Here is a 16,402-nt window from a genome sequence, read left to right as displayed (position 1 = left end):
GGCCACCGGCCGCCCGGCGCACCTCGCCGCGAGGCCATGACGGGGACACGCCCAGCCGCGTACCCTCGGACCGGCGGAAGGGGGACCGATGAGCATCGCGGGCGCGCGGGAGCGCACGGCACGCCTGGCCGCACGGCTGCGGCGTTCCCGGCCCGGCTCGGCGATGCGCGCGCTGGCCGCCGGCCTCGCCGCCGCCGTCGAAGCCCGGCCGGAACCACCCGGCGGCGTACGGGAGTTGTGCCGTGCGCTGTGCGAGGAGATGAGCGCCCTGCGCGGCGGCCGGCCGGTGCGCCTGCGCTTCGAGCGCTTCCCGGACGAGATCGAGGTCACCGGGCTGTGGCTGGAGTTCGCCGACTTCGACCTGGTCATCGTGGAGGAGCGGGCCGAGGCCGTGCAGCAACTGGTGATCCTGGGCCATGAGCTGTGGCATCTGCACACCGGGCACCGGCATCCCGGCGTCGCCGGCGACGCGGCCGCCCGCGCGCTCGCCGACACGCCCGGCTGGCGGGACACGCCCCTGACGGTGGCCGCGCGCCACGGCTCCCGGGAGGCCGACGAGGCCGAGGCGGACGACTTCGGACACCGCCTGGCGGCCCGGTTCCGGCGCCACCTCGCCGGCGCCGGCTCCGACGGCGCTCCCGGCCCGGCGCCGCGGTCCCTCGGCCCGGTGCAGCGGACCCTCGGCTACCGGGGACGCACCGAAGAGACGAGTGAGCCGAAGGGGCGCGCCCCCGCGGCGAACCGGGCGTCGAAAAGGAGGGGTACCGCGCGGTGATGCTCGCGTTCGAACCGTCGAGGCTGCTCGGCGACTTCTCCGTCTCCTTCTGGATCCCGACGGCCGTCCTGGCCGTCGCCCTGGTCATCAAGCTGCCCAGCATCGTGAGGATGTGGCGGGACCCCCTGCTGCGCGCCGTCGGCGGGCTGCTGCTGTTCGCGTGCGCGGTGTTCGTCTTCGCCGCTCCCCGGACCGTCGCCTGGACCAACCGGGTCACCGGGGTGCCGAACATCTCGGCGCCCTGGGTGTACTCGCTGCTGACCGCGCTCTGCGCGTCCTGGCTGCTGCTGATCACCGCCTGGCGCAACGGCCGCTCCGACGCGGCCCGCACCCGCCGGACGACCCGCTGGGTGGTGTCGGTCTACGCGGGCGTGGTCGTCGCCCTGTGGGTGCTGTTCGCCCTCGCCGACGTGCCCGTGGAGCGGCTGCGGGACCTGGACACCTACTACGCCACCACGCCGTTCATGCGCGAGGAGATCCTGCTCTACCTCGTCGCCCACACCGTGGCCTGCTCGATCACGGCCCGGCTGATCTGGAACTGGATCCGCACCGACGGGCTGGACGCCTGGCTGCGCTGGGGACTCCGGCTGCTGGGCGTCGGCTACGCCACGAACCTGTGCTTCGACGCGGCCAAGCTCACCGCCGTCGGGGCCCGGTGGACCGGACACGACCTGGACTGGCTGAGCACCAACGTGGCACCGGCGGGCGCCTGCGTCTCCGCCAGCCTGGTCGCGGCGGGCTTCATCGTCCCGCACGTCGGCCAGTACCTGCACGAGCGCTGGCACGTCCGGCTGCGCCACCGCGCGCTTCGCCCCCTGTACCAGCTGATGCGCACCGTGACCGGCGAGCGCGAGCCGTTCGCCCCGCACGCCCCCGCCGAACTGCGCCTGATCCGCCGCGAGACCTTCATCCGCGACGCCCTGCTGCAACTCTCCCGGCACCTGGACGAGGACCTGCGCACGCGCGCGTACGACGCCGCCCTCGCCCTCGGCTGCGAACCCGGCCGGGCCAGGGCCCTGGCCGCCGCGGTGACGCTGCTGGACGCGGCGGGCGGCGAGCGGCCGGCCCGCGCCCAGGGCACCGGTTCCCCCTCCGGCCCGGACACCGCCTACCTCCTGCAGGAGATCCAGGCCGTGTCCCAAGCCCTCCGCCACACCGACGAGATCACGGCGGTACGCGCCCGCGCGGCCGCCCCGGCAGAGAGCGTGCCCGCGCATGAGTGAAGCCTCGTCCCCCGCCAGAACCGCCGTCGTGCTGGGGGGATCCCACACCGGCATGCTTGCGGCACGCGCGCTCGCCGGATCCGCCGACCGGGTCGTCGTCGTCGAGCGTGACACCCTGCCCCGGGGTCCCGAGCCCCGCAAAGGGCTGCCGCAGGCCCGGCACGCCCACATGCTGTGGTCGGGCGGCGTACGGGCCGTGGAGGAACTGCTGCCCGGGATCACCGAAGCGCTTCAGGCGGCGGGCGGCCGCCGGCACCCCGTCACCACCGGAGTGGTCGCCCTCTCCGCGCAGGGCTGGTTCCGCCGCTGGCCCGAGTCCCACCATGTGATCCTGGCCGGCCGGGACCTGCTGGACGCCACCATCCGCGGGCGGGTTCTCGCCGACCGGCGGATCGAACTCCTCGACGGCACCGAGGCGCTGGCCCTCACCGGCACCGGCGCCGCGGTGACGGGAGTGCGGATCCGGTCCCGGGACGGCGCCGAGCGCAGCCTGCGGGCCGGCCTGGTGGTCGACGCCACCGGGCGCGGCTCGCGGGCCCCGCGCTGGCTGGCGGACCTGGGGCTGCCCGCACCGCGGATCCGCGAGGCCGACCCGGGCCTGGTCTACGCGAGCCGGCTCTTCCTCGCGCCCGAGGCGGCCCGGGACGGCTTCCCGGTGGTCAACCTGCAACTCGATCCACGGGCCGACGGGCCGGGCCGCTCCGGCTTCCTGCTGCCCATCGAGAACGGCCGCTGGATCGTCACCCTCGCCGGCACGCGCGGCGGCGAACCCTCCGCCGCGAACGAGGAGTTCCTCCCTTTCGCCCGCGACCGGCTGCGCCACCCCCTGCTCGGCGAACTGCTGGAGCACGCCGAGCCGCTGTCGGACGTGGCGGTCACCCGCGCCACGCTCAACCGCCGGCACTTCTACGAGCGCATGCCGGCCTGGCCGGAGAACTTCGCCGTCCTCGGCGACGCGCTCGCCGTGTTCAACCCCGTCTACGGCCACGGCCTGTCCGCCGCCGCGCAGAGCGCCGTGCTGCTCCGCGAGGTGCTGCGGCGGCACGGCTGGGGCAGACCCGGACTGGCGCGCCGGGTGCAGCGGGCGGTCGCCCGCCCGGTCCGCGCCGCGTGGGACCTGGCGCTGGGCCAGGACGTGTTCTACCCGGGCGCGACGGCCTCCGGCCCGACCCTGCGGGACAGGCTCGTCTCGGCCTACGTCGGGCGGCTGATGCACACCGCGACGGGCAACGGACGCATCGCCCGCCGGGTCACCGACGTGACGTCGCTGGAGCGGGGCGCCGTGGTGCTGCTGACCCCGGGCGTGCTCGTCGCCGCCGCGGTGGGGCCGCTGAAACCGGCGTTGGCCGAGCCGCCGCTGACGACGGAGGAGCGGAAGGCGGCGGGGGTGCTTTAGTCCGCCGCCCTCCGGGGTCAGCCCTGGAACGCCGGCTGGGGCAGGCCCCGTCCCGCACCCGGGACCACCAGCAAGGCCCCCGCCAGCGGATGCGGGGACGGCAGGCCCACGCGCGCGGTGGTGACGTACAGGTCGGTCAGGCCGGCGCCGCCGAACGCGCAGGCCGTCGTACGCGGCGTGGGCAGGGTGATCACCCGGTCCAGGACACCGTCCGGCGTGTAGCGCCGCACCGCTCCCCCGTCCCACAGCGCCACCCACACGCACCCGTCCGCGTCGACCGTCAGTCCGTCGGGGAAGCCCGCGCCGTGCTCGATCTCCACCAGCGTGCGGCGGCCGTGGACGCGCTCGCCGTCGTAGTCGAAGACGTCCACCCGGCGGGTCGGGGTGTCGGTGTAGTACATGAGGCGCCCGTCGGGGCTCCATCCCGTGCCGTTGCTGACCGTGACGTCGGACAGCACCGTCTCCGTCGTGCCGTCGCCGGTGAGCCGGGTCAGCGTGCCGCCGCCCGGCGCCTCGTCGTACCGCATGGTGCCCGCCCACAGCGAGCCGTCGGGGGCGACCGCCGCGTCGTTCGCGCGGCGGCCCGCGACCGGCTCGTGGTGCAGCCAGCGGAAGCCGTCGTCGGGGTCCAGCAGGCCCACGCCGTCCCGCAGGTTGAGGACCAGTCCGCCGCCCGCGCGCGGCTTGGCCGCGCCCACGTGCTGCTCGGTGGTGCGCACCGTGCGCCGGCCCGTCGCCGGGTCGTAGGTCCACACGCGCATGTTCAGGATGTCGAGCCAGATCAGCCGGCCCGTCGCCGGGTCCCAGGTGGGTCCCTCGCCCAGCTCCGCCTCGGCGCGTACGGCGACCTCGTACCCGGCGCTCACACCGCGCTCCGGTGGCCGAGCCGCTCGGACAGCTCCCCCGCGCCCTTCGCCGCGAGCTGCTCCAGCTCGGCCCGGCGCTCGTCGCTCCAGCGGATCATGGGGACCGAGATGGACAGCGCCGCGACGACCTGGCCGGTGCGGTCGCGCACGGGCGCGGCCACGCAGCTGACGTCCGGGTTGGACTCGCGGCTCTCCACGGCGATGCCCCGCTGCCGGATCTCCGCCAGGGCCTCGCGCAGCGCGCCGGGATCCGTGATGCTGTTCGGGGTCATCGCGGTCAGCTCGGCGTCGTCCGGGATGCGGGCCGCGAGTTCCTGCTCCGGCAGCGAGGCGAGCAGCATCTTGCCGACCGAGGTGCAGTGGGCGGGGAGCCGGCGGCCGGCGGCCGAGACCATGCGCACCGCGTGCGTGGAGTCGACCTTGGCGATGTAGATGACGTCGGTGCCCTCGAGGATCGCCACATGGACGGTCTCGTCGCAGGTCTCGGCGACGGAGCGGGCCACCTGCTGGCCCTCGGCGGCGAGGTCGAGCTGCTCGGCGTAGCGGCTGCCGAGCTGGTACGGGCGCACCCCGAGCCGGTAGCGTCCGGGCTGTCCGGGCACGGGCACGATGTACGACCGCGCGGCGAGCGTGGTGACCAGCTCGTGCACGGTGGTGCGCGGCAGCTGGAGCTTGCGCACGATGTCGGGTGCGGAGAGCGTCCCGTCCCCGTCGAGGAACAGCTCCAGAATGTCGAGAGCCCGGGTCACGGCAGGCACGAGGCGTCCCACGTCCGGCCCCCTCCCTTGGGTCTAGGCGCCCGTCCGGCATCCCGTGTGTTCGAGATATCAACAGGCGATCGGCATGACGAACACAGGCTAGTCATGCGGCGTGGCGCGGGCAATGGGTCGGAGCGGACACCCGGGCGGCGCCGGGCACCATGGGTGCCATGGATCTCGACTTCCAGCTGGTGCTGCTGCGCCGCATGGCCGACCACAACCCGGAGCTGGTCGAGGACGCCCGGCGGCGGCTCGGGGTGTCGATCGCCGAGATGCGGGAGACCAACAAGCGCTGGCAGGCGATGGTCCGCTCGCCCAGGGCCCGGTCCGCCGCGTCCCGCTACCGCTCGGTCCTCGGCGCGCCCGAGTCCGTCCACCCGCGCCGGCTCGGCGACGCCGACTGCGAGGCCCGGCGCTGGGCCCTGCCCCTCTGGCCCGACCTGCGCTTCGAGGTGCTGGTCGGGCCGGACGGGGCGGTGTGGAACGAGTGGCTGGTGCGCGCCCCCGGCGCCCCGCCGCCCAGGCTCCGGACCCTGGACGATCTGACCCCCTGGTCCTGCACGGTGGACGAGGCCGCCCGCGCCTTCGCCCCGGCCCGCCCCCTGGAGGGCACCGCGCCGACCCGGTGGGGGCTCGCCTTCACCGCGCCCGACCGGGACGGCGTACCGCACGAGGTGGTCGCGGAGTTCACCTGGGGGCTGCTGCAGCGCACGGCCGTTCTCACCTAGGGGTTTCGTTCGGACCAGCTCGGACCCGGGCCGATCCCAACGAAACCCCCCGGCTCAGTCGTCGAAGCTCGTCGCCCGGGTCCGCTTCTCCCAGGCGACGACGTCCTCGCGGACCTGGTCGAGGTGGCCGAGGACGGCGCTCACCCCGTCGTCGCCGAGCGGCAGCCGCAGCGGGGTGTCCTCGGCGTCCAGCGCGGCCAGGATCACGGCAGCCGCCTTGGCCGGGTCACCGGGCTGGCTGCCGTGCCCGCCGGCGACGAAGCCGCGGGTCTCGCCGACCTTGGCGTACGTGCCGGTGTCGGAGCTGACTCCGGCCCGGCCGGCCTCGAACAGCGAGGTCCGGAACGCGCCCGGCTCCACGATCAGCACCTTGATGCCGTACTCCCGCACCTCGTCGGCGAGCGCCTCGGACAGGCCCTCCAGAGCGAACTTCGTCGCGCTGTACGCCCCGAAGCCCGCGAAGGACATCTGGCCGCCCATGCTGCTCATCTGCACGATCGCACCCGAGCGCCGCTCCCGCAGGTGCGGCAGCACCGCCCGCACCAGCGCCGTCGGCCCGAAGAAGTGCAGGTCGAACAGGTCCCGCAGCTCCTGGTCGGTGGTCTCCTCGACGGCGCCGACATGGGTACGGCCCGCGTTGTTGACCAGGACGTCGATCCGCCCGTGCCGGTCCACGACGTCCCGGACCGCCGCCCCCGCCGCGGCCACGTCGGTGACGTCCAGCCGCAGCGCCTCCACCTGGTCGGGATGCGCCGCCACCAGGTCGTCCAGGGTCTCGGGCCGCCGGACCGCGCCGACCACCACATCACCGGCGGCGACGGCCGCCTCGGCGATCGCGCGCCCGAAACCGCTGCCCGCCCCGGTCACCAGCCACACCTTGTTCATCGCAACTCCCCGTACCTCTCGGTGCGTTCGACACGCCCAAGGCTGCCGCCGGATGCGGTTGCCCGTCCAAGACCCGCGGTGATAACCATCGGTTATGCCCAGGGACGTCCATGCCCGCGACCTGCGCTACTTCGTCGCGGTCGCCGAGGAACTGCACTTCACGCGCGCCGCCGAGAAGCTGTACGTCTCCCAGCCCGCCCTGAGCAAGCAGATCCGGGCGCTGGAGCGGCAGTTGGGGGCGGAGCTGTTCCGGCGCGACCAGCACGGGGTGGCCCTGACGCCGGCGGGTGAGGCGCTGCTCCTGCACGCGCGCACCGTGCTGGCCGCGTGGGAGGCGGGCGCGGCGGCGGTGGAGGCGGCCAAAACGGCCCAGCGCAGCACGCTGGTCGTGGGCATGAGCACCAGCCCGGGCCGGGGCGGCCTGCTGCCGGCCATCCGCTCCCGCTTCACCGCCGCCCACCCCGAGGCCACGGTCCGGCTGCGCCAGATGAGCTGGGACGATCCGACGGCGGGCCTGGCGGACGGCACCGCGGACGTCGCCTTCGTCTGGCTCCCGCTGCCCGACGAGGAGCGCTACGCCTGGACGGTGATCACCGAGGAACCCCGGCTGCTCGCCCTGCCCGACTCCCACCCGCTCGCCGACCGCCCCGAGATCGACTTCGCGGACCTGCTGGACGAGCCGTTCCTGGCCCTCCCCGCGAGCGCGGGCCGCCTGCGCGACCACTGGCTCGCCCTGGACGCCCGCGCCGGCCGGCCGCCCCGCATCGGCGCGGAGATCTCCGGCACGGAGGAGACGTATGAGGCCCTGGTCGCCGGCCTCGGCGTCTGCCTGGTGGCGGAGGGCAACGCCCCCCTGATCACCCTGGGCGGGGTCACCACCCGCCCGGTCCGCGGGATCGGCCCCAGCCGCTACGCACTGGCATGGCGGAGGGAGGACGGCGACCGGCCGCTGGTGCGGGCGTATGCGCGGGCGTGTCGCGAGACGGTCCGATAGGCGACGGCACCCGTGGCACCAGGGGCGTCAGTCCGTCCCGGCCGCGTGCACGATCGCTTCCACCACCCGCTCCAGCGACCCCGGGTGCAGCCACAGAAACAGGTTCGGCTCCACCAGTTCCAGCTCCATCAGCCGGGGTTCCCCGTCCTCCCCGTCCACCAGGTCCACCCGCGCGTACAGCAACCCGGAACCACCCGGCACCGCGCCCAACGCCTTCTCGGCGACCGCCAGTTCGGCATCCGTCGGCTCCCAGCGCTCCAGATCCGGGTGCGCCACCTTGTCCGCGTCGTACGGCGTCCCCGGCGCCAGCACCGCGCCCTTGCGGCTGGCGTGCAGCAGCCGGCCGCCGAAGAACTGCAGGGCCCGCTCCCCGCTGACGTCGATGCCGCGCAGGTACGGCTGGACCATCGCCGTGAAGCCCTCGGCGTGCATGCGGGCGAGGTGCCGTACCGCCGTCTCGTGCCGGTCGGGGGTGTAGCGGGCGGCGAAGCGGGCGCCCGCGCCCGAGGCCGGTTTGATGACGTACTCGTGGTCGGCGGGCAGGTCGGCCGGCTCGCCCGGGGCTATGTAGCGCGTGGGCACGGTGGGCACGCCGGCCGCCGCCAGCTCGCCGAGGTAGCGCTTGTCGGTGTTCCAGCGCACCACCGGCGCCGGGTTGGCGAGCCGGGTCAGCGCGCCGGCCCGGTCCACCCAGGCGGCGAACTCGGCGGCGCGCCAGCTGTAGTCCCAGGTGGAGCGGATGACCACGAGGTCGTAGGCGCCCCAGTCGGCGTCCGGGTCGTCCCAGTACCGGGCCTCCGCCTCGGCCCCGGCGGCCCTGAGCGCCCGCACCAGCTCCGGCAGATCGGTGTCCTTGCCGGGCTCGGCACCGGGGTCGTAGGTGGCGAGGGCGATGCGGGGCACGGCGGACTCCCTGTCGTACGTCGGTTCGAACGGCACCGAGGCTAACAAGCGGAGGGAACCGGAACAGCGCGGTTGACCTTCACCTTCGGTGAAGCCCCAGCATCGGTGGCGGACGACGAGGAGCGCGAGGTGCTCATGGAGCTGCTGACGATCGGCGCCTTCGCCAGGGCGAGCCGGCTCTCGCCGAAGGCGCTGCGGCTGTACGACGAGCTGGAGTTGCTGCGGCCCGCACGGGTCGACCCGGACACCGGCTACCGGTACTACGCCGCCGAGCAGCTCGGGCAGGCCCGGCTCGTGGCCTGGCTGCGGCGCCTCGGCATGCCGCTGGCCCGGATCCGCGCGGTGTGCGCCCTGGACGCGGCCGGCGCCGCGCGGGAGATACGGGCGTACTGGGCGCGCGTCGAGGCGGAGACGGCCGCCCGGCGGGATCTCGCCGCGTTCCTCGTCGACCAGCTGACCGACCAGTCGAGAAGGGACCACGCCATCATGCTGGAACTGCGTCATTCCGCCCGGTCCGACCGGGGGCTCGTCCGCCCCGCCAACCAGGACACCGTGTACGCGGGCCGCAGGCTGCTCGCCGTGGCCGACGGCTTCGGCCCGGCGGGGGCGCCCGCGAGCAGCGCCGCGGTGCGGGCGCTGCGGTACCTGGACGAGGCGGAGGAGCTGCCCGCCGACGGTGTGCTGACCGTGCTGGAGGACGCGGTGCGCTCCGCGGGCGCGGCGGTGTGCGAGGCGGCCGGGGGCACGAACGAGGCCGGGACCACGCTGACCGCGCTGCTGTGGACGGGCGCGAAGCTGGCGCTCGCGCACATCGGGGACTGCCGGGCGTATCTGCTGCGGGACGGGGAGCTGCGCCGGATCACCCGGGACCACCGGGTGGAACCGGAGTCGCTGATGCTGCTCAAGGCGCTGGCCGGCGGGGCGGATCCGGTGCCGGACGTGCGGTTGCAGGAGGTCCGCGAGGGCGACCGGTACCTGCTGTGCTCCGACGGGCTGACCGAGGCGGTGGCCGAGGAACGGATCAAGGAGCTGCTCGCTGCCGAGGACGCGGTTCAGGCGCTCATCGACGAGGCCAACGCGGCGGGCGGACCCGACAACGTCAGCTGCGTCGTGGCGGACATCGTGGCGGCGGCCGCCTGAGACGGGGCAGGATGCGGTGCCATGGCACCGACCGGTACCGACGCCCGCACCGGCGTCGACGGGCTCCCGCCGGTGTGCGGCCGACGGCACTGCAGTTCCCCAGGGGCGCGGGGCTGTGTCGATATGCGGCTCCGCCGCGCGGGCGCGACCAGGCCACCACGCGCCCGCAGCCGCCAACGCTCGGGACTGGCAGACGGGTGGGCGCCCCTCAGTGATGCGGTCGTCGGGACCAGGCTCCTGGTGTAGGAAGGGTGGCAACGGTCGACCGACAGTTAGGAGTGCGCCGCGTGTCCTCCCTCTTTCCCGCTCTGACGGACGGTCCTGGTGACCGGACCGCCCTGCGGTTCGGCGAGCGGTCCTTGACGTACGGCGCGCTGGCCGGGGCCGCCGGTGCGCTCGCCGCCCGGCTGCGCGGCGCCGGCCGCGTGGCCGTGTGGGCCGCCAACGAGCTGGAGACCGCCGTCGCCGTGACCGGCGTGCTGCTGGCCGGCGCCGCCGCGGTGCCGCTGAACCCGAAGTCGGGCGGGAAGGAACTCGCGCACATCGTCGCCGACAGCGCGCCCGCGCTGGTGCTGGCCGCGCCGGGCGCCGAACTCCCCGGTGCCGTGGGGGAGCTGGAGCGGCTGGACGTCGACGTGTCCGCGTCCGGCGCCGTACCCGAGGACACCTCCGCCGACGAGGACCCGGCGCTGGTCGTCTACACCTCCGGCACCACCGGCCCGCCCAAGGGCGCGGTGCTGCCCCGGCGGGCCGTCGCCGCCACCCTGGACGCGCTCGCCGACGCCTGGCGGTGGACGGCCGACGACGTGCTGGTGCACGGGCTGCCGCTGTTCCATGTGCACGGGCTCGTGCTGGGCACCCTCGGCCCGCTGCGGCGCGGGGGCAGCGTCCGGCACCTGGGCCGGTTCTCCGCCGAGGGCGTGGCGCGGGAGCTGAACGCGGGCGCGACCATGCTGTTCGGGGTGCCGACGATGTACCACCGCATCGCCGAGGCCCTGCCGCGGGACCCGGAGCTGGCCAAGGCGCTCGCGGGGGCCCGGCTGCTGGTCTCCGGCTCGGCCGCGCTGCCCGTCCACGACCACGAGCGGATCGCGGCGGCGACCGGCCGCCGGGTGATCGAGCGGTACGGCATGACGGAGACCCTGATGAACACCAGCGTGCGGGCCGACGGTGAGCCCCGCGCGGGCACCGTGGGCGTGCCGCTGCCCGGTGTGGAGCTGCGGCTCGTGGAGGAGGACGGCACGCCGATCACGGCGTGGGACGGGGAGAGCGTCGGCGAGATCCAGGTGCGCGGCCCCAACCTGTTCACCGGGTATCTGAACCGGCCCGAGGCCACGGCCGCCGCCTTCACCGCCGACGGGTTCTTCCGCACGGGCGACATGGCCGTGCGCGAACCCGACGGATACGTCCGGATCGTCGGGCGCAAGGCCACGGACCTGATCAAGAGCGGCGGCTACAAGATCGGGGCCGGCGAGATCGAGAACGCGCTGCTGGAGCATCCGGGGGTGCGGGAGGCGGCGGTCACCGGGGAGCCGGACCCGGACCTGGGCGAGCGGATCGTGGCCTGGATCGTCCCGGCCGACCCGCAGGCGCCGCCCGCCGCCGAGGAGTTGGCGGACCATGTGGCCGGCCGGCTCGCCCCGCACAAGCGCCCCCGCGTCGTCCGCTACCTGGACGCCCTTCCCCGCAACGACATGGGGAAGATCATGAAGCGGGCGCTCGCCGATGCCTGAGCGGCACTCCGCCCGGGAGATCCTGGCCCTCGTCGCGGACGAGTCGACCTTCACCGAACTGCCCGTCCCCCCAAGAGAACCGAAGGCGGACGGCCCTCTCGGCTGGCCGGGCTACGACGCGGCGCGGGCCCGCGCCGCCGGGCGCACCGGCGAGGAGGAGTCCGTCGTCTGCGGCACCGCGCGCGTCGACGGCACCCGCGCCGTGCTGATCGCGTTCGAGTTCGGCTTCCTCGGCGGCTCCCTGGGCGAGCGCACCGGCGACCGGCTCCAGGCGGCGTACCACCACGCCCGCGCCCACCGGCTCCCGGTCGTGCCGCTGGTCGCCACCGGCGGCAGCCGGATGCAGGAGGGCATGCTCGCCCTCAGCCAGCTGCAGCGGGTGGCCCGCGAGTCGGCGCTCACCCGGGAGGCGGGCCTGCCGCAGATCGCGGTGCTGCGCGACCCCACGACCGGGGGCGGCTGGGCCACCCTCGGCGCCGGAGCCGATGTGATCCTCGCGCTGCCGGGCGCCCAGGTGGGCTTCGCGGGCTCCCGGGTCCGGCCGGCCGGCGCGGATCCGGCCGCGTACACGGCGGAGGCGCAGGTGGCGGCGGGCTCGGCCGACGCGCTGGTACCGCCCGGGGAACTGCGCGAGACCCTCGGCCGGTGGCTGCGGCTGCTCACCACCCCCGCCCAGGAGGCCCCCGCACCGGCCGCCCTCGGCGCCCCGGACCTGCCCGCCACCGGCTGGGAGGCGGTGCGCCGCGCCCGCTCCCCCGAACGCCCCCGCGCCCAGGCCTACCTGGACGCCTACTTCAGCCGGACGGTCTCGCTCACCGGTGACCGGTGCGGGGGTGCGGACCCCGACGGCATGCTGTGCGGGTTCGGCGAGCGGGACGGCCGTACCGTGGCCTACGCGGCCCAGACCGGCACGGCGACCCGGCCCGCCGGGTACCGCACGGCCGCCCGGCTGATCCGGCTCGCGGACCGGCTCGACATCCCGGTGCTGACGCTGGTGGACACCCCCGGCGCCGCCAACGACGCCGAGGCGGAGCGGCAGGGGGCCGGGGCCGCGATCGCCGAGCTGTTCGGCGCGGTGGCCACGGCCCGGGTCCCGGTCACCACCCTCGTCATCGGCGAGGGCGGCTCCGGCGGAGCGCTCGCGCTGGCCGCGCCGGGCAACACCTGGGCCACGCCGGACAGTTACTTCTCGGTGATCGCCCCGGAACTGGCGGCCGCCATACTCAAACGCCCGGAGGACGAGGTGGAGGCGACCGCCGAACAGCTGCGCATCCGGCCGCAGGACCTGGTGGAGCTGGGGGTGATCCGGGGCGTGGTGTCACCCGGCTAGCTCACGGCCACCCCCCGGACGATCTCCTGCGTCACCGAACCTCCCTGGTCGTCATGGGCGGAGGCCCGCAGCGAGACGGACGCGGCGCCGCGCGGCACCCTCAGCGTGCCGTGCCAGGAGGCGCCGGCGCCGGTCAGCGGGACGGACGTCCAGGTGCCGCCGTCGTCGTACGACACCTCCAGCCGGCCCCCGCCCAGCGTGCCGGTGTGCTGCGCCCCCGCCACGTACGACGCGCTGAGCCCGACCGGGATCCGCGAGCCGCCGCGCACCGCCCCGGCGAGGTCGGTGCCGAGGGCGTACGCGAGGTTGATCAGCGGCAGGGAGGTCCAGTGGTCCTCGGGTGCCGCCGCCGAGCGGAACGTCCACTCGCTGTGCCCCCGGGTGGCCAGTGGCCAGCGTGCCGCGTCCAGCGCGGTGTCGGTGACGGCCTTGTAGGTGTGCGCGTCGGCCGGGGCGTCCCACACGTACGCGGCGGAGCCCGCGCCCTGGCCGACGAGTGTGCCGTCGAGGTAGACGGCGGTGGTCTGGGTCATGCCGCTGCCGGTGCTCCACACGTCGCCGAACCCGGTGTGGTCCGGCCCGGAGTCACCCCAGCCGGGGGTGTTCAACCGGATCTCGTTGCCGGAGCGTTGCTGCCCCCAGCCGAGCCCGGTGCCGAGCCAGGGGTGCCACACCGGCCCGAACCAGTTCAGCACCGGACGGGATGCGCCCTCGTACCGGACGAGGCCGCCGCGTTCCTCCAGGGTGCCGTCGCCGACGGCGACGGACTCGTGCCAGAACTGGCCGGGGCCGGTGGAGACGTAGTCGGTGCGTTCGGCGGGCAGGCGGACGCGTTCCTGGAAGCCGAGGCCGACCGGGAAGGCGTCGGTGAGGGAGTAGCGGGACTCGCCGCCGTCCACCGGGCGAGCGGCGTGGAACCTCACGTGCAGCGCGGCCAGTTGACGCTTACCGGGGGCGTAGGTGAGATCCCGGTCCGGGATCGCGCCCCGGTGGCCCTCGGACAGGTCGTACACGTACGGCGAGTCGGCGGTGCCGCTCATGTCGACCCACCGCATCGCACGCAGCCGGGCCGCGTCGGCGGTGTTCACCGTGGCGATCTGCAGCGGCCGGTCGGCGTTGTCGTCGGTGCCCCACCAGGCCATCAGCCGGCCGGGCGCGTCGTCCGTCACGAACAGCGCCCTGGCCCCCGCGTCCTGCGCGGCCCGGGCGAGCGCGGCCGGGTCGGCGCCGTCGGCGAGGCGGGCGAGCACCGCCTTGCCCGAGACTCCGGTGAAGGGCCCGTCGCCGACGTCGGCCAGCGGCAGCCGGGTGTGGCCCTCGATCAGCGTGCCGCCCGGCTGCACGGTCGCCTCGCCGATCCCCTTCACCGCCAGCTCCGGCTCGGCCAGCCGCCACACCGTGCGGTACTCGAAGGAGCCCCGGGTGACGGGCGCGGTGGGCGCGGCGAAGACGCTGTCGTAGGTGAGGGGCACCTGGACCGCGCCGAACAGGTCGGCGCCGTTCGCCTGCCGGTCGTACTCCATGAGGAGCTGGCGGGTCTCGGTGCGCCGGTCCACCGTGGTCCTGACCTCGCGCAGGGTACGGCCGTCGAGGGTGACGTCCTGGTCGTGGTCGAGGGTGATCTCCGGGGCGCTGAGGAAGCCGAGGCCGAGGGAGTCGGCGCCGTGGCTGGCGTGCACGTCGAGGAAGGTGGCGAGGGCGTAGGCGCCGGGCTTGAGGCGCAGCCGCAGCGTGCCGGAGTCGCCGACACGGGCCTGCTGGGCGTCCTCGCCCGCCGCGAGCCGCTGCACGGTGAGGTCGGCCGGGGCGGGCGCGCCCGCGCGGTCCTTGACGTGGACGGTGAGCGTGTACCGCTCGTCCTCCTTGACCAGCCCGAACGCGGTGTGCGCGACGGTGTTCCCGGCCGCGTCCGCGGCGACGATCTGCCCGCTGGTCTCGCCGGCCGGCGCCTTGGATCCGTCGCCGGTGACCGTGGTGGAGGCGGTGCCGTGGGCCGGGACGGTGAGGGAGGTGTCGGCGAGGGTGGCGACGCCGTCCGGGGCGCCCTTGACGGACAGCTTCAACTCGATCGGGCCGTCGGAGGAGTTGGTGTAGGTGAGGGTGCGGGTGACGGGCCGGTCGGTGTCGGGGGGCCAGCGGTGGAAGCCGAGGTCGGCGCTGCCGGTGGCGGTGACGGACGCGTGCACGGCGTCCGGGACGCTCACCCGGCCCGCGCCCAGCTCGTACACGGAGGCGTCGAGTTGCTTCGAGGTGGACATCAGCGCGTCCTTCAGCTGCGCGCCGGTCCAGTCGGGGTGCCGCTGCGCGAGGAGCGCGGCGACTCCGGCGACGTGCGGAGTCGCCATGGACGTGCCGCTCATCGAGGTGTAGTAGCCGCTGCCGTCGGTGAGCTGGGAGCGGGCGGCGAGGATGTCGACGCCGGGGGCGGAGAGGTCGGGCTTGAGGGCGTTGTCGCCGTAGCGGGGTCCGGCGCTGGTGAAGTAGGCGGGCTGGTCCGCCGGGTCGACGGCGCCGACGGTGAGGGCCGCGTCGGCGGCGCCCGGCGAGCCGATGGAGGAGGGGGCGCCGGTGTTCCCGGCGGCGACGACGAAGAGCGCGCCGGTCTCCTTGGACAGGGAGTTCACGGCCTCGGCCATCGGGTCGGTGCCGTCGCTCGGCTCGGTGGAGCCGAGGCTCATGGAGACGATCCGGGCGTGCACCTCGCGTGCCGCCCACTCCATCCCGGCGATGATCTGGGACTCGCTGCCCGAGCCCTGGTCGTCGAGCACCTTGCCGACGGCGAGGGCGGCCTCCGGCGCGACCCCCTTCTCCGTGCCGCCGGAGGCCGCTCCGCTGCCGCCGACGGTGGAGGTGACGTGGGTGCCGTGCCCGTCGCGGTCGGCGACGTCCTCGCCGTCGACGAAGCTCTTGGTGGTGGTGACCCTGTCCGTGAGATCCGGGTGGCCCAGGTCGACACCGGTGTCGAGGACGGCGACCGTGACGCCCTTGCCGGTGAGACCCGCGTCCCAGGCGGCCCCGGTGCCGATCTGGGCGTTGCTCTCGGCCATGTCGGCCTTCACCATGCCGTCCAGCCACACCTTGGCGACGCCGTCGTGGTGCGTGAACGACCGCCAGAAGGTGCGCCCCTTTCCGGCCTCGACGGCGGCCCCGCGCAGGCTGGGCAGGCTCCGGATGCGTTCGGCGCCGGCCGGGGTGGCGGCCCGCGCGCCCTTGCCGTAGGCCACGATCAGCGGGGTCGCGTCGGCCTGGGCGTCGGTGAGCCCCTGCCGGATCAGCCCGCTCACGTCGAACAGCCGCCGGTCCAGCGTCCCGGCCCGCAGGTACGGCAGCGCCTCGTCCGGTACGACGCTGATCTCGCCGTCGCTCCGCTCGGTCCGCACGGCCCCGGTGGCCCCCTCGGGCCGCCGCACGGTGACCGTCTTCTTTCCGTGCCCGAGGTCGGTGACGGTCACCTTGTCGCCGGTGACGAGGGTGACGGTGGCGGCCCTTGCGGCCGTAGCGGCCGGGGCGGGGGCCGTGGTGTGCGGGGCCGGGGCCGCCGCCGCTGCCGGTCCGGCCGGCAGCAGGGCGCCCACCAGCCCCGCCGCCACGACCGCTCGGCGTGCGACTCGTGGGCCGGGTCTGGCCGACCCGCTGCGTCCGACTGGTCCTCTGGTCATCCACGCCTCTTC

The 16,402-nt window shown here is 75.2% G+C and carries 13 protein-coding genes; 8 read left to right on the top strand and 5 right to left on the bottom strand.

The genetic code is table 11. The annotated features are described in order from the left end of the window. Positions 1-88: 88 nt before the first annotated feature. Genes OG956_RS25485 through OG956_RS25475 form a run of 3 tightly spaced genes read left to right on the top strand, consistent with a single transcriptional unit; the run spans position 89 to position 3,394 of the window. On the top strand, positions 89-775 hold the full coding sequence (locus tag OG956_RS25485) for a toxin-antitoxin system, toxin component family protein (RefSeq protein WP_330340315.1): 687 nt from the start codon (positions 89-91) through the stop codon (positions 773-775). Then, positions 775-1,998, top strand: coding sequence for an MAB_1171c family putative transporter (locus tag OG956_RS25480; protein WP_330340314.1), 1,224 nt, complete (start codon positions 775-777; stop codon positions 1,996-1,998). The genes OG956_RS25485 and OG956_RS25480 overlap by 1 nt, the downstream gene beginning before the upstream one ends. A 52-nt stretch (positions 1,999-2,050) precedes the next feature. Further along, a complete protein-coding gene (locus OG956_RS25475) occupies positions 2,051-3,394 on the top strand; it encodes an FAD-dependent oxidoreductase (RefSeq protein ID WP_443065605.1) in 1,344 nt (447 codons plus the stop codon). Between the two features lie 17 nt (positions 3,395-3,411). On the opposite strand, the gene OG956_RS25470 is transcribed toward OG956_RS25475, so the two are convergent. Together OG956_RS25470 and OG956_RS25465 are read right to left on the bottom strand one after the other, a co-directional pair. After that, a complete protein-coding gene (locus tag OG956_RS25470) occupies positions 3,412-4,260 on the bottom strand; it encodes an SMP-30/gluconolactonase/LRE family protein (protein ID WP_330340312.1) in 849 nt (282 codons plus the stop codon). Next, positions 4,257-5,030, bottom strand: coding sequence for an IclR family transcriptional regulator (locus tag OG956_RS25465; protein ID WP_330340311.1), 774 nt, complete (start codon positions 5,028-5,030; stop codon positions 4,257-4,259). Before OG956_RS25465 ends, OG956_RS25470 begins: the two co-directional genes overlap by 4 nt. Before the next feature lie 158 nt (positions 5,031-5,188). Between OG956_RS25465 and OG956_RS25460 the strand changes: the two genes are divergently transcribed. Then, positions 5,189-5,746: a hypothetical protein gene (locus OG956_RS25460; protein WP_330340310.1), complete on the top strand. Its 558-nt coding sequence runs from the start codon at positions 5,189-5,191 to the stop codon at positions 5,744-5,746. Between the two features lie 54 nt (positions 5,747-5,800). Here the strand turns inward: OG956_RS25460 and OG956_RS25455 are convergent, their stop codons facing one another. Continuing rightward, positions 5,801-6,631, bottom strand: a complete 831-nt coding sequence (locus OG956_RS25455; RefSeq protein ID WP_330340309.1) for an oxidoreductase — start codon at positions 6,629-6,631, stop codon at positions 5,801-5,803. Positions 6,632-6,725: 94 nt separating this feature from the next. On the opposite strand from OG956_RS25455, the gene OG956_RS25450 reads away from it, so the two are divergent. Beyond that, complete coding sequence (locus tag OG956_RS25450; RefSeq protein WP_330340308.1) at positions 6,726-7,625, top strand: LysR family transcriptional regulator; 900 nt, start codon at positions 6,726-6,728, stop codon at positions 7,623-7,625. A gap of 27 nt (positions 7,626-7,652) precedes the next feature. On the opposite strand, the gene OG956_RS25445 is transcribed toward OG956_RS25450, so the two are convergent. Then, the gene (locus OG956_RS25445; RefSeq protein ID WP_330340307.1) at positions 7,653-8,528 is read right to left on the bottom strand and encodes an ATP-grasp domain-containing protein; all 876 of its coding nucleotides are present in this window, start codon (positions 8,526-8,528) and stop codon (positions 7,653-7,655) included. Between the two features lie 135 nt (positions 8,529-8,663). On the opposite strand from OG956_RS25445, the gene OG956_RS25440 reads away from it, so the two are divergent. From OG956_RS25440 to OG956_RS25430, 3 genes are all read left to right on the top strand, one after another. After that, positions 8,664-9,668: a MerR family transcriptional regulator gene (locus OG956_RS25440; RefSeq protein ID WP_330342942.1), complete on the top strand. Its 1,005-nt coding sequence runs from the start codon at positions 8,664-8,666 to the stop codon at positions 9,666-9,668. Between the two features lie 287 nt (positions 9,669-9,955). Then, positions 9,956-11,401, top strand: a complete 1,446-nt coding sequence (locus tag OG956_RS25435) for an acyl-CoA synthetase (protein ID WP_330340306.1) — start codon at positions 9,956-9,958, stop codon at positions 11,399-11,401. Beyond that, positions 11,394-12,731 carry a carboxyl transferase domain-containing protein gene (locus tag OG956_RS25430; RefSeq protein ID WP_330340305.1) on the top strand — a complete coding sequence of 446 codons (1,338 nt, stop codon included), beginning with the start codon at positions 11,394-11,396 and terminating at the stop codon, positions 12,729-12,731. Before OG956_RS25435 ends, OG956_RS25430 begins: the two co-directional genes overlap by 8 nt. On the opposite strand, the gene OG956_RS25425 is transcribed toward OG956_RS25430, so the two are convergent. Then, positions 12,728-16,390, bottom strand: coding sequence for a S8 family serine peptidase (locus OG956_RS25425; protein ID WP_330340304.1), 3,663 nt, complete (start codon positions 16,388-16,390; stop codon positions 12,728-12,730). The two genes, OG956_RS25430 and OG956_RS25425, sit on opposite strands and share 4 nt — an antisense overlap. Positions 16,391-16,402: the final 12 nt, after the last annotated feature.

It is taken from the genome of Streptomyces sp. NBC_00557 (assembly GCF_036345995.1).
In the GTDB taxonomy this organism is placed as follows: Bacteria; Actinomycetota; Actinomycetes; order Streptomycetales; family Streptomycetaceae; genus Streptomyces.
The sequence above is the reverse complement of the archived record's forward strand: the minus strand, read 5'-3'. Positions and strand labels throughout refer to the sequence as shown.

Bases quoted from the DNA above. Each gene is read 5' to 3' on its own strand.
- OG956_RS25460 (WP_330340310.1), top strand. From the start codon at position 5,189: ATGGATCTCGACTTCCAGCTGGTGCTGCTGCGCCGCATGGCCGACCAC.
- OG956_RS25480 (WP_330340314.1), top strand. From the start codon at position 775: ATGCTCGCGTTCGAACCGTCGAGGCTGCTCGGCGACTTCTCCGTCTCC.
- OG956_RS25440 (WP_330342942.1), top strand. From the start codon at position 8,664: ATGGAGCTGCTGACGATCGGCGCCTTCGCCAGGGCGAGCCGGCTCTCG.
- OG956_RS25425 (WP_330340304.1), bottom strand. From the start codon at position 16,390: ATGACCAGAGGACCAGTCGGACGCAGCGGGTCGGCCAGACCCGGCCCA.
- OG956_RS25485 (WP_330340315.1), top strand. From the start codon at position 89: ATGAGCATCGCGGGCGCGCGGGAGCGCACGGCACGCCTGGCCGCACGG.
- OG956_RS25430 (WP_330340305.1), top strand. From the start codon at position 11,394: ATGCCTGAGCGGCACTCCGCCCGGGAGATCCTGGCCCTCGTCGCGGAC.
- OG956_RS25475 (WP_443065605.1), top strand. From the start codon at position 2,051: ATGCTTGCGGCACGCGCGCTCGCCGGATCCGCCGACCGGGTCGTCGTC.
- OG956_RS25450 (WP_330340308.1), top strand. From the start codon at position 6,726: ATGCCCAGGGACGTCCATGCCCGCGACCTGCGCTACTTCGTCGCGGTC.
- OG956_RS25455 (WP_330340309.1), bottom strand. From the start codon at position 6,631: ATGAACAAGGTGTGGCTGGTGACCGGGGCGGGCAGCGGTTTCGGGCGC.